Genomic DNA, 15,547 nt, shown 5'->3' with positions numbered 1-15,547 from the left:
CCCTGTCAGGCCGGGAGGAGGGCGGGTTCGGCGGCCGGGGTGAAGGGGCGGCCGTCGAGCGTCCAGTGCGGGTCCGGGGCGATGTCGAGCGCCGCGTAGACGTGGGCGGCGACGTCCGTGTGGTGCAGCGGGCCGACGGGGGCGCCGGGGACGATGCCGGGGCCGGCGGCGGCGATCCAGGCGGTGCGCTCCAGCTCGCTGCGGCCGCCGTGGCCGCCCTGGTCGACGTGGCCGTGGTCGGTGACCACGATGACCGTCCACTCCTCGTCGACGTGGCCGGGGCGGGAGCGGACGGCGTCCAGGATGCGGCCGAGGCGGGCGTCGGCGGCCTCGATCGCCCGGCGGTACTCCGGGCCGCAGCCGAGGAAGTGCGCGGTCTCGTCGGGCGACCCGAGGTAGACGAAGGACGCCTGCGGGTCGTCGTCGCTGCGGCCCAGCACGTACTCGGCCTCGGCGGTGACCCGCTCGTCGCAGACCTCCCAGGCCGCCGGGGTGTCCTCCAGCGGCGCGATGTAGGAGAGCCGGCCGGGCGCGGCGAACAGCGGGCCGCCCGAGCGGTTCAGGAACAGCGGCTCCCAGCCGCCGGCCGCGAAGGTCCGGCGGCGGTGCACGGCCGCGAGCCGGGTGGTGAAGTCGGGGAAGACGTCCAGCCGGTTGCCGCCCAGGTGGTTGCCGTACACGCCGTGCTTGGCGACGCCGACACCGGTGACGACGGTGGCCCAGCACGGGCCCGACATGGTCGGGGTCGCCTCGTCCACCTGGACGGGGGCCAGGAAGCCGGCGGCGGCGACCGCGTCCAGGTGGGGGGTGTGCAGCGCGTCCAGCAGGTCGAGACGGACGCCGTCGATGCCGACGACCAGGACGCGGCGCGGGCCTGCGGGCCAGAGGCTGGACATGGGACTCCCGTTCGGTGAACTTGTGTGAACAACACACTAGTGCGGCCAGGGTGGTCCGGGGGAAGGCCCGGAGGCTCCGGCCGGGCGGGAGACGGGGCGGGCGCCGGAGAGTTCGCCTGAAGTTCGCGCGCTGTTCGGCGGGGCGGGGTCACCGGGAGGGCGCCCCGACCGGCCGGTAACCTTGGCGCATGCTGAGGATCGGACTGACGGGCGGAATCGGCGCGGGCAAGAGCGAGGTCTCGCGACAGCTCGCCGAACTGGGTGCGGTGATCGTCGACTCGGACCTGATCGCCCGCGAGGTGGTCGCCCCCGGGACGCCCGGCCTGGCCGCCGTGGTCGAGGAGTTCGGCGCCGGCGTGCTCCGCGCGGACGGCGGGCTCGACCGCCCCGCGCTCGGCGCCGTCGTCTTCACCGACCCGCAGCGCCTGGCGGCCCTGAACGCCATCGTCCACCCGCTGGTCCGGGCCCGCTCCGCGGAACTCGAGGGCTCCGCCGGGCCGGACGCGATCGTGGTGCACGACGTCCCGCTGCTCGCCGAGAACGGCCTCGCCCCGCTGTACGAGGCCGTCATCGTGGTGGACGCGCCCGACCAGGTGCGGATCGACCGGCTGGTCCGGCTGCGCGGCATGGCCGAGGACGAGGCCCGGGCCCGGATGGCCGCCCAGGCCACCCGCGAGGACCGCCTCGCCGTCGCCGACCTGGTGATCGACAACAGCGGCACGCTCGACGAGCTCACGCCCCGGGTCCGCGAGGTCTGGCAGCGGCTGAAGGACCGGCAGGCCGCGCAGCGTTAGGCGCCGACGGGCGCGGCCGCGTGTCGGACGGCGGGCGCGGCCGCGTGTCGGACGGCGGCTGCGGCGAGGGCTCGGACGATCGGGTGCGCGCGGGTGCCGTCGCCGGCCAGTTCGGGCTGGAAGAGGGTGGCCAGGAAGAAGGGGTGGCCGGGGAGTTCGGCGATCCGGACGTCCCCGGTGTCGTCGGCGCCGGTGAAGCGCAGGCCGTGCGCGGCCAGCACGCCCAGGTGGGCCGGGTCGAGGCCGTACGAGCAGTGGTAGCGCTCGACCGTCCGCTCGGCGCCGAGCACGGTGGCGGCGAGGCTGCCGGGGCTGACGGTCACCGCGCCCTCGTGGCCCACCAACGAGCAGGCGAGCGGCACGATCACCGGGTCGGGGGCGGCCGGGTCGTTCTCGGCGTGCCCGGCGCCGGCGAGCCCGCAGACGGTGCGGGCGTACTCGAGGACCGCGTGCTGGAAGCCGGCGCACGTCCCGAGGAAGGGGATCCGCCCCTCCCGGGCGGCGCGGACGGCGGCCACCGCACCGTGCTCGCTGCGGTACGGGCTGCCGGGCAGCAGCCAGACGGCGTCGAAGCCGGACAGCGCGTCCGGGGCCCCGGCGTCCTCGGTGGGGATCCAGTAGGCGTCCAGGACCAGCTGCTCGCGCTCGGCGAGGGCGTCCAGCAGCGAGGGGACGCGGGCGTGCGAGCGGACCGACGGGGAGCGGTCGCCGACCAGGGCCAGACGGGCGGTGAAGGAAGTCATGGGAATCATCGTCGGCGGGCAGGGTCATCACGTCCAACGATGATTTCTGGGTTGCTCATCAGTGTTGCTGATGGAGATCCTGGACGGCATGGACCCGCACCAGCTCCGGACCTTCGTGACGGTCGCCCGGCTCGCCTCGTTCTCCGATGCCGCCCGCGAGCTCGGCTACACGCAGTCGGCCGTGTCGCAGCAGATCGCCGCCCTGGAGGGCGACGTGGGGGCGGCGCTGCTGGAGCGGCGGCCGGTCCGGGCCACGGCGGCGGGGGAGCGGCTGCTGGAGCACGCCGGACCGCTGCTGCTGCGGCTGGACGCGGCGCGGGCGGACGTGCGGCGGCTGGCCGGGGCGACCGGCGGGCGGGTGGTGCTCGGGGCGGCCGGCGTGACGGTCACCGCGCGGGTCGCCGGGGCACTGGCCGCGGTGCGCGAGCGGTACCCGCGGGCGGAGGTGACGATCACCCAGGTCGCCCGGGCCGAGGTCGCGGCCCGGGTCGCCACCGGGGCGGTGGACGTCGGACTGGTGGACGGGGTCGCGGCACCCAGCGACCCGCTGGCGCTCGGCGACGCCGGGCCGCTGCGGACCGTCGCGGTGGCGGAGGAACCGCTGGCGGTGCTGATGCCCGTCGGGCACCCGCTGGCGCGCCGCGCCGGGCTGGCGCTCGCCGACCTGGCGGACGCGCGCTGGCTGGACGCGCCGGACGTGGCGATGGAGCTGGACCGGCTGCGGGCCGCGGCGGGGGCCGGGGCGGGCTTCCGGGCGGCGGCCCGGTACGAGGGCGGCGAGGTGCGGGGGCTGCTGGCGCTGGTCGCGGCGGGGCACGGACTGGCGCTGGTGCCGCTGCCGGCCGCGGGCGGGGACGGCATCGCGGCGGTGCCGCTGCGCACGCCCCGGCTGGTGCACCGGACGGAGCTGGTGCACGGAGCCCTGCCGGAGGGGCCGGTGGCCCTGCTGGTGGAGACGCTGACGGGCCGCTGACGCGGCGGCTCAGAGGTCCCAGGAGCGGGGGCGGGTCTGGGCCTCCCACTCCTCGCGGAGCAGGGCGAGGATCGCGACGTCGTGGCGGCGGCCGCGGTGCAGGCAGGCGGATCGGCGGACGCCCTCCCGGGTGAAGCCGGAGCGGGCGAGCGTGGCCAGCGCGGCGGCGTTGGTGGTGTGGGTGACGGCCTCGACGCGGTGCAGCGGGAGTTCGCCGAAGGCGAGGTCGGTGAGGGCGTCGAGGGCGTCCGAGGCGTGGCCGTGGCCGCGGAACCCGGGGGCGAGCAGGAGGTGGGCCTCGGCGGTGCCGTCGGCGAGGTCCTGGTCGGTGAGGGCGATGTGGCCGATCGGCGTCCCGTCGGGCAGCAGGACCAGGAAGTCGTCGCGGTCGTTGTCGCCCTGGTCGCGTTCGATGCGCTCGCGCAGGGCGGGGAGGGAGCGCGGCCAGATGCCGATCTCGTGGGCGGCGGTCGGGTCGGAGCGCCAGCCGTGCAGGAGTTCGGCGTCGTACACGTCGAGCGGCGCGAGGGCCACCTCGCGGCCGCGCCAGCAGAGCACGCGGCCCGGGTCGGTCCCGTCCTCGTGATCGGTGTCGCTCATGCGCGGATCGTACGAGGGCGGCTCCCCGGGCCGGTAGCGAATTCCGGTCAGGCCGGCTGGATGAGGTCCCAGCGGTTGCCGTACAGGTCCTCGAAGACGGCGACGGAGCCGTACGGCTCGTGCCGGGGCTCCTCCAGGAAGCGGACGCCGGCGGCGAGCATCCGGGCGTGGTCGGCGGCGAAGTCCTCGGTGGTGAGGAAGTGGCCGACCCGGCCGCCGGTCTGGTCGCCGATCCGGGCCCGCTGCCCGGGCTCGGAGGGCCGGGCGAGGAGCAGGCCGGACTCGGTGGAGCCGCGCGGGGCGACCACCACCCAGCGGGAGCCGTCGGGGCGCGGGGTGTCCTCCCGCAGTTCGAACCCGACGGCGTCCACGTAGAAGGCGATCGCCTCGTCGTAGTCGGCGACCAGCAGGGCGGTCAGGGAGATGTGTGCCATGCGCACCATGATCCCCGAGCCGCGGGTCAGGGCTTGCGCGCGACGCCCGCCCAGATCGCGACCTGGGAGTCGGTGGGCTGCGCGGCCCGGTCGGGGCGCCACTGCGGGGCGGTGACCAGGCCGGGCTCCTGGAGTTCGAGGCCGTCGAAGAAGCGCAGCACCTGCTCGCGGCTGCGCATGGTCAGCTGGGCGGTGGCGTTCTTGTAGATCGCCGGGCCGCGGCCGGCCTCCTCCGGCGTGCTGAAGTCGCCGGTCGCGTGCGAGATCGCCAGGTAGCTGCCGGACGGCAGCGCGTCGACCAGGGTGCGGACGATCGCGTACGGGTCGTCGGCCTCGTCGACGAAGTGCAGGATGGCGAACAGCAGCAGCGCCACCGGCTGGTCCAGGTCGAGGAGTTCGCGCACGCCCGGATCGGCCAGGATCGCCTTCGGCTCGCGCAGGTCGGCCTGCAGCACGGAGACGCTGCCCCGGGCGGCACCGGCCAGCAGCGCCCGGCCGTGGACCAGCACGATCGGGTCGTTGTCCAGGTACGCCACCCGGGCGGACGGCGTGACCTGCTGGGCTGTCTCGTGGGTGTTGCCGGCGCTCGGGATGCCGGTGCCGATGTCGAGGAACTGCCGGATGCCCTGCTCGGCGAGGTGCCGCACGGCGCGCTGCAGGAACGCCCGGTTGGCGAGCGCGCTGATCCGCACCAGCGGCCCGAGCGCCAGCACCTGCTCGGCGGCGGCCCGGTCGGCGGGGAAGTTGTCCTTGCCGCCGAGGTAGTAGTCGTACATCCGCGCCGGGTGCGGGACCTCCGGGCGCAGGTCGGCCGGCGGGCGGGCCTCCCCGTCGCCGTTCATCCAGTCGAGCGCCACGTCCTGATGGTCGGTCATCTGATCCCCCGTTCGGCCGTACGTACCGTACGGAGGGCAGCATAGACGGGACGGGTGTTGTCCACGCGTCAGTCCGCGGCCCGGTCCGCGACCCGGTGCCGGGTCAGTCCTGGGCCGGGCGGGGCTCGGGGCCGGTGGACGGGTCCCGGGTGAGCAGGTAGCGGGCGCCGGGCCCGGACTCGGCGGCGCGGTCGCCGGCGTTGTACAGCGCGCAGCGGCTCAGCGACAGGCAGCCGCAGCCGATGCAGCCGGTGAGCTTGGCCTTCATCAGTTCGAGCTCGGCGATCTGCCGGTCGATCCGGCTCTGCCAGGCGGTGGCCACCGCGTTCCACTCCTGGTGGCTGGGGGCCCGGTCGTGCGGCAGCCGGTCGAGCGCGGTGTGCACCTCGTCGAGGGAGAGGCCGACCTGCTGCGCGGCCCGGACGAAGGCCACCCGGCGCAGCGTCGAGCGGGCGAAGCGGCGCTGGTTGCCGGTGGTGCGTTCGGCGTGGATCAGCCCGAGCTTCTCGTAGTAGCGCAGCGCGGAGGTGGCCATGCCGCTGCGCTCGGCGAGCTGGCCGATGGTGAGCAGGTCGTGCCGGGTCGGTCCCATGGCACGCAGGATACCGCTTGACTTGAAGTCGACTTCAAGTTGCACGCTCTTCCCCATGACCACCGAGACGCCCTCCCGGTACGGCTTCGCCGACCTGCCGGGCCTGATGGGCCTGATGACCGGCGACGAGAAGCACGGACCGGCCGCCACCTCCACCCTGGACGCGCTCTGGGTGCTCCACGACCGGGTGCTGCGGGTCTCGCCCGCCACCGCGGACGCCCAGGACCGCGACCGCTTCCTGCTCTCCAAGGGCCACGGACCGATGGCGTACTACGCGGTCCTCGCGGCTAAGGGCTTCCTGGCCGCCGAGGTGCTGCCGAGCTTCGGCAGTTACGACTCGCCGCTCGGCCACCACCCCGACCGGCTGCTGGTGCCGGGCGTCGAGATCGCCTCCGGTTCGCTGGGCCACGGGCTGCCGCTGGCCGTCGGCACGGCACTGGGCCTGCGGGCCCAGGGGCTGACCGACCCGGCGGTGTGGGTGCTGATCGGCGACGCCGAGTTCGACGAGGGCAGCAACCACGAGGCCCTCGCCTTCGCCGGGGCCGCCGGGCTGGACCGGCTGCACGCCGTGGTGATCGACAACTCCTCGGCCACGCACGGCTGGAGCGGTGGCATCGCGCGCCGCTTCGAGGTCGAGGGCTGGTCCACCGAGACCGTCGACGGCCGCGACCACGAAGCCCTGTACCGCGCCTTCACCGCCCCGCACCCCGGCCGGCCGCACGCCGTCGTCGCCCGGGTCGAGCCCAAGAACTCCTGAGGAGCCCGCAGATGGAAACCATGCGCGAGCGATTCGCCGCCACCGCCGGCGAGTTGCTGGACTCGGACCCCCGACTGGCGGTGGTCCTCGCCGACATCGGGGTGGACGGCTTCGCCGGCGCGGCCGCCAGGCACCCGGACCGGGTCGTCAACGTCGGCATCCGCGAGCAGCTGATGATCGGCGTCGCGGGCGGGCTGGCCCTCACGGGCCTGCGCCCCGTCGTCCACACCTTCGCCGCCTTCCTGGTCGAACGGCCCTGGGAACAGGTCAAGCTGGACCTGGTCCACCAAGGGGTCGGGGCGGTCCTGGTGAGCGCCGGCGGATCGTACGACTGGCCGGCCGGCGGGCGCACCCACATGTCGCCGGGCGACGTCGCGCTGCTCGACACCCTGCCCGGCTGGACGGTGCACGTCCCCGGCCACCCCGACGAGGCGGAGACCCTGCTGCGGCACGCGGCCGCCGACGGGGACGGCCTGGTGTACCTGCGGCTCTCCGCCCACCGCAACGAGCACCCGGTGGACGTCCGGCCCGGGCGGTTCACCGTGGTGCGGGAGGGCCGGCGCGGCGTGGTGCTCGCGGTCGGGCCGATGCTGGACGCGGTGCTCGCCGCGACCGAGACGCTCGACGTGACCGTGCTGTACGCGGCCACCGTCCGGCCGTTCGACGCGGAGGGGCTGCGCGCCGCGACCGGGGAACGGGCCGACGTGGTGCTGGTCGAGCCCTACCTGGCCGGGACCTCGGTGCTCGCCGCGCACGAGGCCCTGGCGGATCGGCCCCACCGGGTGCTGGCCCTCGGCGTCCCGAAGGCGGAGCACCGGCAGTACGGGTCGATCCCGGAGCACCTGGCGGCGTACGGGCTCGACGGCAGCGGGCTGCACACCCGGATCGCCGGGTTCCTCCGCTGAGCCGACGTAGGCTTCGCTCCGAAGCCATGCCCGCACGGAACGCGAGGGAACCGCACGGATGATCGACGACCGGTACCTGTTCGACATCTGCCGCCACCTGTTCGACGAGGCCGTCGGGGGCGACGAGGGGAGCGGGCAGCAACTCGGCGCGTTCACCCCCGAACTGGAACGGCTCGCCCTGGCCGGCGACACCGGCGCCCAGGACCTGCTCGGCGGCATCGCGACGTCGCTCACCGCCGACCACGCGGCCGCCGCCCGCTGGTTCGCCCTCTCCGCGGCCGCCGGCAGCCCGGTCGGCGCCCGCTCCCTCGGCCGCCTGTACGCGGAGGGGACCGGCGTCGAACGGGACACCGCCAGGGCCGTCGGCCTCTTCCGCACGGCCGCCGCCGGCGGGGACGCCCCCGCCAAGGCCGACCTGGCCCTGATGGCCCGCGGAGGCCGCGTCGAGCTCCCGGCGGACGAGATCCTCGTGCTGCTCACCGAGGCGGCCGCGGCGGGGACCGCCGGGGCGAGCGCCGCCCTCGGCGACCTGCTCGACGAGGACGGCCGGCCCGCCGAGGCCCTCGCCCGCTGGACCGAGGCCGCGGCCGGCGGCCACGAACGCGCCACGGCGACCGCCGCCGACCGCTACCGCGACGGCGTGGGCACCGACCGCGACCCGGTCCGCGCCGTCCAGCACTACCTGATGCTGCTCGACCACGGCAACGGCGACGGCGTCCACCAGGCCCTCGCCCTCGCCCGCGGCCTCACCGACGACCAGGTCCGCGATGCCTGCCGCCTCGCCGGCCGCGACGACCACGCCCGCGCCATCCTCGACACCGTCCGCGACTGACCCGTCCGCGCAGCGCCCCGCCGGGGGCGGCCCCAGCTGCGCAGCCGTGCAGCGTCCCCGCCGGAGGCGAACGGACGGCGGCCGGAACGGCAGATCGGCGTGCCCCGTCCGCGCAGCGCCCCGCCGGAGGCGAATCCGGAGGCGGGACGGGCGGCCGGTCAGCCGGTTTGGACGATGGCCGTGGTGTCGGGGGCCAGGTAGAGGTGGTCGTCGGTGCCGGGCCAGCAGTCGCCGTGGAGGGCGAGGGTGGCGCGGTAGGGGGCGCCGAGGGGGACGGCGAGGGGAGCCCGGCCGCCGAGGTGGACGACGACCCGGTAGGGGCCGCGGTGGACGGCGAGCCAGCCCTGCTCGGCGTCGTGGTCGACCCGCACCGCGGACAGGTCGGCGTCGGTGAGCTCCGGGACGGTGCGGCGCAGGCGGATCAGCTGCCGGTACCAGTCGAGGAGTTCGGCGTGCGGTTGGCGCTGCGGCTCGGTCCAGTCGAGCACCGAGGCGAGCACCGTGGAGCGGGCCTGCGGGTCGGGTACTTCCTCGGCTTTCCAGCCGTACTCCGCGAACTCGCGGCGCCGCCCCTGCCGGACGGCCTCGGCGAGGCCGGGGTCGGTGTGGTCGGTGAAGAACTGCCAGGGGGTGGAGGCGCCCCACTCCTCGCCCATGAAGAGCATCGGGGTGAACGGCGAGGTGAGCACCAGCGCGGCCCCGGCGGCGAGCCGGCCGGGGGTGGTGAGGGCGGAGATCCGCTCGCCGGTGGCGCGGTTGCCGATCTGGTCGTGGGTCTGCAGGTAGCCGAGCAGCCGGTGCCCGTACTCCGCTGGGAACGGCCGCCCGTGGTGGCGGCCGCGGAAGGTGGACCAGGTGCCGTCGTGGAAGAACCCGCGGGTGAGGGTCTTGGCGACGGCGGCGTACGGGTCGGCGCCGAAGTCGCCGTAGTAGGCCTGGGACTCGCCGGTGAGCAGGGCGTGCAGGGCGTGGTGGAAGTCGTCGCTCCACTGCGCGTCCAGGCCGAGGCCGCCGGCCTGCCGGGGGGCGGTGGTGCGCGGGTTGTTGAGGTCGGACTCGCCGATCAGGAACAGCGGCCGCCCGGTGGCGTCGGCCAGTTTCCGCACCTCGGCGGCGAGTTCCTCCAGGAAGTGCAGGGCGCGGTTGTCCACCAGCTCGTGCACGGCGTCCAGGCGCAGCCCGTCGATCCGGTAGTCGCGCAGCCAGGCCAGCGCGCTGCCGATCAGGTAGGCGCGGACCTCGTCGGAGCCCGGGGCGTCGAGGTTGACCGCGGAGCCCCAGGGGGTGTTGTGCCGGTCGGTGAAGTAGGGGCCGAAGGCGGGCAGGTAGTTGCCGGAGGGGCCGAGGTGGTTGTGGACCACGTCGAGGATCACGCCGAGTCCGCGCCGGTGGGCGGCGTCGACGAAGCGCTTGAGGCCTTCGGGTCCGCCGTAGGGCTCGTGCACGGCCCACAGCGAGACGCCGTCGTAGCCCCAGCCGTAGCGGCCGGGGAAGGGGCAGACCGGGAGCAGTTCGACGAAGTCGACGCCCAGGTCGACCAGGTGGTCGAGGCGCCTGGCGGCGGCGTCGAAGGTGCCGTCCGGGGTGAAGGTGCCGACGTGCAGCTCGTACACCACGGAGCCGGGCAGCGGCCGCCCGTGCCACGGGGTGTCGGACCAGGGGAAGGCGGCGTGGTCGACCTTGCGGCTGAGCCCGTCCGGGCCGTGCGGCTGGTGGGCGGAGCGCGGGTCGGGCAGGGCCGGCCGGCCTCCGAGGCGGAAGCCGTAGTCGCCCTCGGGCGCCTCGCCCTCCCACCAGCCGGGCCGGTCGGGGATCCGGGTCATCAGGTAGGGGACGGCCCCGACCTCGACCTCGACCACGACCGCGTCGGGGGCCCACACCTGGTAGCTCGTCACGAGACCTCCGTCAGCAGAGCCACCGGGTAGCGGCTCAGCAGGTACGACAACTCAACCGGACCGCCGAGGAAGTGACGTTCAGTCAACTGGTCGGTCCACCGCCCCTCGGGGAGCTCCAGCACTGTATCCCGCCAGCCGCCGGCCCGGTGCAGGCCGTAGGGCAGCCGGGTCGCGGCGGCGATCAGGCGCGGGCCGCGGGCGAAGGCCAGCAGGTGGTCGGCGCACGGTCCGCTCGCGGCGAGCGGCGCGTACGGCCCGAACGGGTGGGTCTTGCGCAGGTGCAGGGCGGTGGTGGTGAGGTGGAGCTTCTCGCGGGCGAGGTCGTCGGTGCGGTCGGCGGGGGAGTCGGTGAGGCGGACGGCGAGCGCGTCCAGGTCGACCGGCGCCCGGTTGTCCGGGTCGACCAGGGTGTAGAGCGGCTCCTCGCTGCCCTGGTAGAGGTCGGGGACGCCGGGGACGGTCAGCTGCAGCAGCGCCGAGGAGAGCGAGTTGCTGCGCGCGAACGGCGCGGTCAGCTCGACGAACCCGGCTATCCGCGGGCACAGCACCGGGTTGGCGAGCGCGTCGCGGACGTACCCGGTCAGCCACTGCTCGAAGCGCTCGTCGGGCCGGATCCAGGAGGTGCGGCGCTTGGCCTCGCGGGCGGACTTGAGGATCACGCCGGTCAGCCGCTCCGCGGAGGCGGGCCAGGCGGCGAGCAGGGTCTGCCAGATCAGCCAGGCGGTCGACCGGTCCGGGCACGGGCCGGCGGCGGTGGTCCAGGCGGCGCACTCGGCTGCCCATGCCTCGGGCAGCTCGGAGAGGACGGCGAGCCGGGCGCGGGCGTCGGCGCTGCGCTTGGTGTCGTGGGTGGAGAGCGCGGTCATCGCGCCCGGCCAGGTGCGCTCGCGCTCGGCGCACCAGCGGTGGAACTCGGCCGGGGTGACGCCCGGGTGGCCGGGGTCGCCGCCCACCTCGTTCAGGCTGAGCAGTGCGTTCCAGCGGTAGAAGGCGGTGTCCTCGACGCCCTTGGCCGCGACCGCGGAGGCGGTCTGGGCGAACCGGGCGCAGAACTCGTCCTTGGCCTCGGAGCGGCCCAGCCTCCCGAGCGCCAGGTCCCGGACCAGGCGACCGGTGGCGTCGTCCTCCGCGGCGTCCCCGAGCACGGCGAGCGCCTCGGCCGGCGGCTCCTCGCCGGGCACCACGTACGGCCGGTACACGGGGTAGGCGGTGAACAGGTCGGTCAGCGCCCGGCGCAGGTCCAGCGGGGAGTGGTCGGCGAGGGCCGCCTCGGCGGCGCAGATCCGCTGGGTGAGCCGGACCAGCCGGTCGGTCTCGGCGGCCAGCTCGCCGCCGGGGGCGGTCTGCTCGGCGCGGCCCTGCCGGGCGGCCTCGGCGGCGGTGGTGCGGTCGGCGACGTCCCGCTGGTACGCGGTGACCAGCCGCTCCGCCCCGGCGTGGTCGGTGAGCACGCCGTCGATCCGGCGCAGCGCGTCGTACCCGGTGGTGCCGGCGCACGGCCAGTCGGCGGGCAGCTCCTCCGGGCCGGTGAGGATCTTCTCCACCACCGTGTACGCGCCGCCGGTGGCCTCCGACAGGCGCCGCAGGTAGCCGCGCGGGTCGGCGAGGCCGTCCGGGTGGTCGATCCGGAAGCCGGCCAGCACGCCGTCGGCGTGCAGCCGCAGCAGCACCCCGTGGGTGGCCTCGAAGACCTCCGGGACCTCCATCCGGACCGCGATCAGCTCGTTCACGGTGAAGAAGCGCCGGTAGTTCAGCTCGCCGGCGGCCAGCTTCCACCAGGCGAGGCGGTACCACTGGCGGGAGAGCAGCTCGGGCAGCTCCAGCTTCTCGGTGCCGGGGCGCAGCGGCAGGACGTGCTCGTGGTAGCGCAGCACGTCCCCGTCGACGGTGAGCTGGTCGAGGACGGCGCCGAGCCGGTCGCCGAGCAGCGGCAGCAGCAGCCGGCCCCGGGCGGGGGCGTCCGCCGGGCCCGGCTGGGCCGTCCAGTCGACGTCGAACCAGGCCGCGAACGGCGAGTCCGGGCCGTCCCGCAGCACCTGCCACAGCGGGCCGTTGAGCCGTTCGGGGACGGGCAGCGCCATGTGGTTGGGCACCACGTCGGCGATCAGGGCGAGGCCGTGCCGGTGCGCCTCGTCGGCCAGCGAGCGCAGGGCGGGCTCGCCGCCGAGCTGCTCGCTGATCCGCGAGTGGTCGACCGTGTCGTAGCCGTGCGTCGAGCCGGGTGCGGCCTCCAGGAGGGGCGACAGGTGCAGGTGGGAGACGCCGAGCGCGGCCAGGTACGGCACCGCGCGTTCGGCGTCCTGCAGGGTGAAGCCCGGCTGGAGCTGCAGCCGGTAGCTGGCCGTCGGTGGGTGTGCGGCGGCTGAGGTCATGCCTCATGCCTACCCGGGTGTCCGGGTCGGTATGGGATCGAACTGCGCCAACCGGGGGGCGGCCGGGCCGCAACCGCGGGCGGTGCGGGTGCGTCCGCAGGGGCATGGACACTGCTGTGGGGCTCGGGCGCGCGCCCGGGGTACGGGGGCCGGCGTTCCTGCGGGGGGCGGCCGGGCTCGGGTCCGGGGTGCTGGGGTTGGCCGTCGGGAACGGCGCGACCGGGCTGGCGGCCGCGGCGCGGAGCTACTGCGACGCGGCCTGGGAGCCGCAGCACAGGATGGTCTTCGTGTACGTCGACTGGCCCGTCGTCGAGCTGCTGGCCCTGGCCACGGCGGTGGGGGTGTGGGTGGGCTCGCGGCGGCTGACGGCCGGACTGCCGATCGCGTGGCGGGGGATCGTCCCGGTGGGGCTGGTGCTGTTCGCGCTCGCGGTGCTGACGGTGGTGTGCTTCGCGGTGGTGGGCACGCCGGGCGGGTACCCGGGGGACTCGGGGCTCTGCCCGGAGAGCAACGTCCCGCCGTGGTGGCCGTCCGGGCTGCCCGCCTGAGCGGGCGCGCCGGGACGGCCGGGCCCGGGGTCAGGCCGGGCGCTGGAGGACCATCAGCGAGCGGTCGGTGAGCCAGAGGCTGTCTCCGGCCTTGACCCGGGTGCCGGTGCCCGGGGCGGGCAGGGTGGGCCGGGTGGTGTCGACGACGACCGTCCAGACCTCGCCGTGGTCGGCGGGGACGGTGAACTCCAGCGGCTCGAAGTGGGCGTTGAAGAGCAGCAGGAAGGAGTCGTCGACGATCTTGCCGCCGCGCCGGTCGGGCTCGGAGATGGCGTTGCCGTTGAGGAAGACGGTCAGCGACTTGGCGTAGCTGGTCGACCAGTCCTGCTTGGTCATCTCCTCGCCGCCCGGGGTGAACCAGGCGATGTCGGTCAGGTCGTCGTGGGTGCCGGAGACCGGGCGGCCGTGGAAGAAGCGGCGGCGGCGGAAGACCGGGTGGTCGCGGCGCAGCCAGATCATGCCCTGGGTGAACTCCAGCAGCTGCGTCTCGGGGCCGGGGCCCTCGGGCCAGTGCACCCAGGTGAGTTCGGAGTCCTGGCAGTAGGCGTTGTTGTTGCCGAGCTGGGTGCGGCCCAGCTCGTCGCCGTGCGAGAGCATCGGCACGCCCTGGGAGAGCATCAGGGTGGCGATGAAGTTCCGCTGCTGGCGCGCCCGCAGTTCGAGGACGGCCGGGTCGTCGGTGTCGCCCTCGGCGCCGCAGTTCCAGGAGCGGTTGTGCGACTCGCCGTCCCGGTTGCCCTCGTGGTTGGCCTCGTTGTGCTTCTCGTTGTAGGAGACCAGGTCGCGCAGGGTGAAGCCGTCGTGGCAGGTGACGAAGTTGATCGAGGCGATGGGGCGGCGGCCGTCGTCCTGGTAGAGGTCGGAGGATCCGGTCAGCCGGGAGCCGAACTCGGCGAGGGCGGCGTTCTCGCCGCGCCAGAGGTCGCGCACGGTGTCCCGGTACATGCCGTTCCACTCGGTCCACAGCGGGGGGAAGTTGCCGACCTGGTAGCCGCCCTCGCCGAGGTCCCAGGGCTCGGCGATCAGTTTGGCCTGGGAGACCACCGGGTCCTGCTGGACCAGGTCGAAGAACGAGGACAGCCGGTCCACCTCGTGGAACTGCCGGGCCAGGGTGGCGGCGAGGTCGAAGCGGAAGCCGTCCACGTGCATCTCGGTGACCCAGTAGCGCAGCGAATCCATGATCATCTGCAGCACGTGCGGCGAGCGCATCAGCAGGCTGTTGCCGGTGCCCGTGGTGTCCTCGTAGAAGCGCTGGTCCTTGGCGAGCCGGTAGTACGAGACGTTGTCCAGGCCGCGGAAGGACAGCGTCGGACCCAGGTGGTTGCCCTCGGCGGTGTGGTTGTAGACCACGTCGAGGATCACCTCGATGCCGGCCGCGTGCAGCGCCTTCACCATCGACTTGAACTCCTGCACCTGCTGGCCGCGGTCGCCGCCGGAGGAGTACGAGGAGTGCGGGGCGAAGTAGCCGATCGTGTTGTAGCCCCAGTAGTTGGACAGCCCGAGGTCGCGCAGCCGGTGGTCGCGGACGAACTGGTGCACCGGCATCAGCTCGATCGCCGTCACCCCCAGCTTCGCCAGGTGCTCGATCACCGCGGGGTGGGCGACGCCCGCGTAGGTGCCGCGGATCTCCTCCGGGATGCCCGGGTGCAGCTTGGTCAGGCCCTTCACCTGGGCCTCGTACAGCACCGTGCGGTGGTAGTCGGTGCGCGGCGGCCGGTCGGTGCCCCAGTCGAAGTACGGGTTGATCACCACCGAGTGCATGGTGTGCGGCGCCGAGTCCAGGTCGTTGCGGCGCTCCGGCGCGCCGAAGTGGTAGCCGTACACCGACTCGTCCCAGTCGATGTGCCCGCTCATCGCCTTCGCGTACGGGTCCAGCAGCAGCTTGGCGCTGTTGTGACGCTGGCCCAGGCCCGGGTTGTACGGGCCGTGCACCCGGAAGCCGTACCGCTGGCCGGGCTGCACGCCCGGCAGGTACGCGTGCCGGACGAAGGCGTCGGTCTCCCGCAGCTCCACCGCGGTCTCCGAGCCGTCCTCCGCCAGCAGGCAGAGCTCGATCCGGTCCGCGCTCTCCGAGAAGACCGCGAAGTTGGTGCCCGCACCGTCGTACGTGGCGCCGAGCGGGTACGACTGCCCTGGCCAGACCTGCATATGTCCTCGACTTCCCTGGGAGGCGTACGGCTCATGTCGCATACTCCCCAACGCTTCGCCGAACACCGCATCCATTTGGCAGTAGTTCGCCCGAACGGGTGTCCGTGGTGTTTCGGGTGGGACGGGCCGGGTCCCGTGATGCCGCCGGTGTGGGGCAACGGCTGCCACCCGGCGCCGCCGGGC

At 74.7% G+C, this 15,547-nt stretch carries 15 protein-coding genes; 6 read left to right on the top strand and 9 right to left on the bottom strand.

The features are described from left to right. Positions 1-5: 5 nt before the first annotated feature. A complete protein-coding gene (locus ABEB06_RS10290; protein ID WP_345696516.1) occupies positions 6-896 on the bottom strand; it encodes an alkaline phosphatase family protein in 891 nt (296 codons plus the stop codon). Between the two features lie 188 nt (positions 897-1,084). On the opposite strand from ABEB06_RS10290, the gene coaE reads away from it, so the two are divergent. Further along, positions 1,085-1,690, top strand: coding sequence for a dephospho-CoA kinase (gene coaE, locus ABEB06_RS10285; protein WP_345696515.1), 606 nt, complete (start codon positions 1,085-1,087; stop codon positions 1,688-1,690). Here coaE and ABEB06_RS10280 read toward each other — a convergent pair. Further along, positions 1,687-2,433 carry a CTP synthase C-terminal region-related (seleno)protein gene (locus ABEB06_RS10280; protein WP_345696514.1) on the bottom strand — a complete coding sequence of 249 codons (747 nt, stop codon included), beginning with the start codon at positions 2,431-2,433 and terminating at the stop codon, positions 1,687-1,689. The two genes, coaE and ABEB06_RS10280, sit on opposite strands and share 4 nt — an antisense overlap. Positions 2,434-2,503: 70 nt before the next feature. Here ABEB06_RS10280 and ABEB06_RS10275 point away from each other — a divergent pair, with 70 nt between their 5' ends. Further along, positions 2,504-3,406 (top strand): LysR family transcriptional regulator, encoded by a 903-nt coding sequence (locus ABEB06_RS10275; RefSeq protein WP_345696513.1) that lies wholly within the window; start codon positions 2,504-2,506, stop codon positions 3,404-3,406. 9 nt (positions 3,407-3,415) lie between these two features. Here the strand turns inward: ABEB06_RS10275 and ABEB06_RS10270 are convergent, their stop codons facing one another. The 4 genes from ABEB06_RS10270 to soxR form a co-directional block, all read right to left on the bottom strand. Then, a complete protein-coding gene (locus ABEB06_RS10270) occupies positions 3,416-4,006 on the bottom strand; it encodes a GNAT family N-acetyltransferase (RefSeq protein ID WP_345696512.1) in 591 nt (196 codons plus the stop codon). 47 nt (positions 4,007-4,053) lie between these two features. Then, the gene (locus ABEB06_RS10265; protein WP_345696511.1) at positions 4,054-4,440 is read right to left on the bottom strand and encodes a VOC family protein; all 387 of its coding nucleotides are present in this window, start codon (positions 4,438-4,440) and stop codon (positions 4,054-4,056) included. A 26-nt stretch (positions 4,441-4,466) separates the two neighbouring features. After that, complete coding sequence (locus tag ABEB06_RS10260) at positions 4,467-5,315, bottom strand: SAM-dependent methyltransferase (protein WP_345696510.1); 849 nt, start codon at positions 5,313-5,315, stop codon at positions 4,467-4,469. Positions 5,316-5,418: 103 nt separating this feature from the next. Then, positions 5,419-5,907, bottom strand: coding sequence for a redox-sensitive transcriptional activator SoxR (soxR, locus tag ABEB06_RS10255; RefSeq protein WP_345696509.1), 489 nt, complete (start codon positions 5,905-5,907; stop codon positions 5,419-5,421). Between the two features lie 55 nt (positions 5,908-5,962). Between soxR and ABEB06_RS10250 the strand changes: the two genes are divergently transcribed. The 3 genes from ABEB06_RS10250 to ABEB06_RS10240 are packed head-to-tail and all read left to right on the top strand — an operon-like array spanning position 5,963 to position 8,401. Then, positions 5,963-6,664, top strand: coding sequence for a transketolase (locus tag ABEB06_RS10250; protein ID WP_345696508.1), 702 nt, complete (start codon positions 5,963-5,965; stop codon positions 6,662-6,664). Between the two features lie 11 nt (positions 6,665-6,675). Next, a complete protein-coding gene (locus ABEB06_RS10245) occupies positions 6,676-7,569 on the top strand; it encodes a transketolase family protein (RefSeq protein ID WP_345696507.1) in 894 nt (297 codons plus the stop codon). A gap of 58 nt (positions 7,570-7,627) precedes the next feature. Further along, the gene (locus ABEB06_RS10240; RefSeq protein ID WP_345696506.1) at positions 7,628-8,401 is read left to right on the top strand and encodes a tetratricopeptide repeat protein; all 774 of its coding nucleotides are present in this window, start codon (positions 7,628-7,630) and stop codon (positions 8,399-8,401) included. Between the two features lie 158 nt (positions 8,402-8,559). Here the strand turns inward: ABEB06_RS10240 and treZ are convergent, their stop codons facing one another. Further along, positions 8,560-10,296: a malto-oligosyltrehalose trehalohydrolase gene (treZ, locus tag ABEB06_RS10235; RefSeq protein WP_425559603.1), complete on the bottom strand. Its 1,737-nt coding sequence runs from the start codon at positions 10,294-10,296 to the stop codon at positions 8,560-8,562. Further along, entirely contained in the window at positions 10,293-12,668 is a 2,376-nt protein-coding gene (treY, locus tag ABEB06_RS10230) for a malto-oligosyltrehalose synthase (protein WP_345696505.1), read from the bottom strand. The genes treZ and treY overlap by 4 nt, the downstream gene beginning before the upstream one ends. Before the next feature lie 197 nt (positions 12,669-12,865). Between treY and ABEB06_RS10225 the strand changes: the two genes are divergently transcribed. Then, positions 12,866-13,216 carry a hypothetical protein gene (locus ABEB06_RS10225; RefSeq protein ID WP_345696504.1) on the top strand — a complete coding sequence of 117 codons (351 nt, stop codon included), beginning with the start codon at positions 12,866-12,868 and terminating at the stop codon, positions 13,214-13,216. Between the two features lie 30 nt (positions 13,217-13,246). Here ABEB06_RS10225 and glgX read toward each other — a convergent pair whose 3' ends face one another. Beyond that, positions 13,247-15,364 carry a glycogen debranching protein GlgX gene (gene glgX / locus ABEB06_RS10220; RefSeq protein WP_345696503.1) on the bottom strand — a complete coding sequence of 706 codons (2,118 nt, stop codon included), beginning with the start codon at positions 15,362-15,364 and terminating at the stop codon, positions 13,247-13,249. Between the last annotated feature and the right edge of the window lie 183 nt (positions 15,365-15,547).

This window comes from Kitasatospora terrestris, assembly GCF_039542905.1.
In the GTDB taxonomy this organism is placed as follows: Bacteria; Actinomycetota; Actinomycetes; order Streptomycetales; family Streptomycetaceae; genus Kitasatospora; species Kitasatospora terrestris.
The sequence above is the reverse complement of the archived record's forward strand: the minus strand, read 5'-3'. Positions and strand labels throughout refer to the sequence as shown.

What these genes read in the sequence shown, in the direction of transcription:
- ABEB06_RS10290 (WP_345696516.1), bottom strand. Translation starts at nt 896, where the DNA reads ATGTCCAGCCTCTGGCCCGCAGGCCCGCGCCGCGTCCTGGTCGTCGGC.
- coaE (WP_345696515.1), top strand. Translation starts at nt 1,085, where the DNA reads ATGCTGAGGATCGGACTGACGGGCGGAATCGGCGCGGGCAAGAGCGAG.
- ABEB06_RS10280 (WP_345696514.1), bottom strand. Translation starts at nt 2,433, where the DNA reads ATGACTTCCTTCACCGCCCGTCTGGCCCTGGTCGGCGACCGCTCCCCG.
- ABEB06_RS10275 (WP_345696513.1), top strand. Translation starts at nt 2,504, where the DNA reads ATGGAGATCCTGGACGGCATGGACCCGCACCAGCTCCGGACCTTCGTG.
- ABEB06_RS10270 (WP_345696512.1), bottom strand. Translation starts at nt 4,006, where the DNA reads ATGAGCGACACCGATCACGAGGACGGGACCGACCCGGGCCGCGTGCTC.
- ABEB06_RS10265 (WP_345696511.1), bottom strand. Translation starts at nt 4,440, where the DNA reads ATGGCACACATCTCCCTGACCGCCCTGCTGGTCGCCGACTACGACGAG.
- ABEB06_RS10260 (WP_345696510.1), bottom strand. Translation starts at nt 5,315, where the DNA reads ATGACCGACCATCAGGACGTGGCGCTCGACTGGATGAACGGCGACGGG.
- soxR (WP_345696509.1), bottom strand. Translation starts at nt 5,907, where the DNA reads ATGGGACCGACCCGGCACGACCTGCTCACCATCGGCCAGCTCGCCGAG.
- ABEB06_RS10250 (WP_345696508.1), top strand. Translation starts at nt 5,963, where the DNA reads ATGACCACCGAGACGCCCTCCCGGTACGGCTTCGCCGACCTGCCGGGC.
- ABEB06_RS10245 (WP_345696507.1), top strand. Translation starts at nt 6,676, where the DNA reads ATGGAAACCATGCGCGAGCGATTCGCCGCCACCGCCGGCGAGTTGCTG.
- ABEB06_RS10240 (WP_345696506.1), top strand. Translation starts at nt 7,628, where the DNA reads ATGATCGACGACCGGTACCTGTTCGACATCTGCCGCCACCTGTTCGAC.
- treY (WP_345696505.1), bottom strand. Translation starts at nt 12,668, where the DNA reads ATGACCTCAGCCGCCGCACACCCACCGACGGCCAGCTACCGGCTGCAG.
- glgX (WP_345696503.1), bottom strand. Translation starts at nt 15,364, where the DNA reads ATGCAGGTCTGGCCAGGGCAGTCGTACCCGCTCGGCGCCACGTACGAC.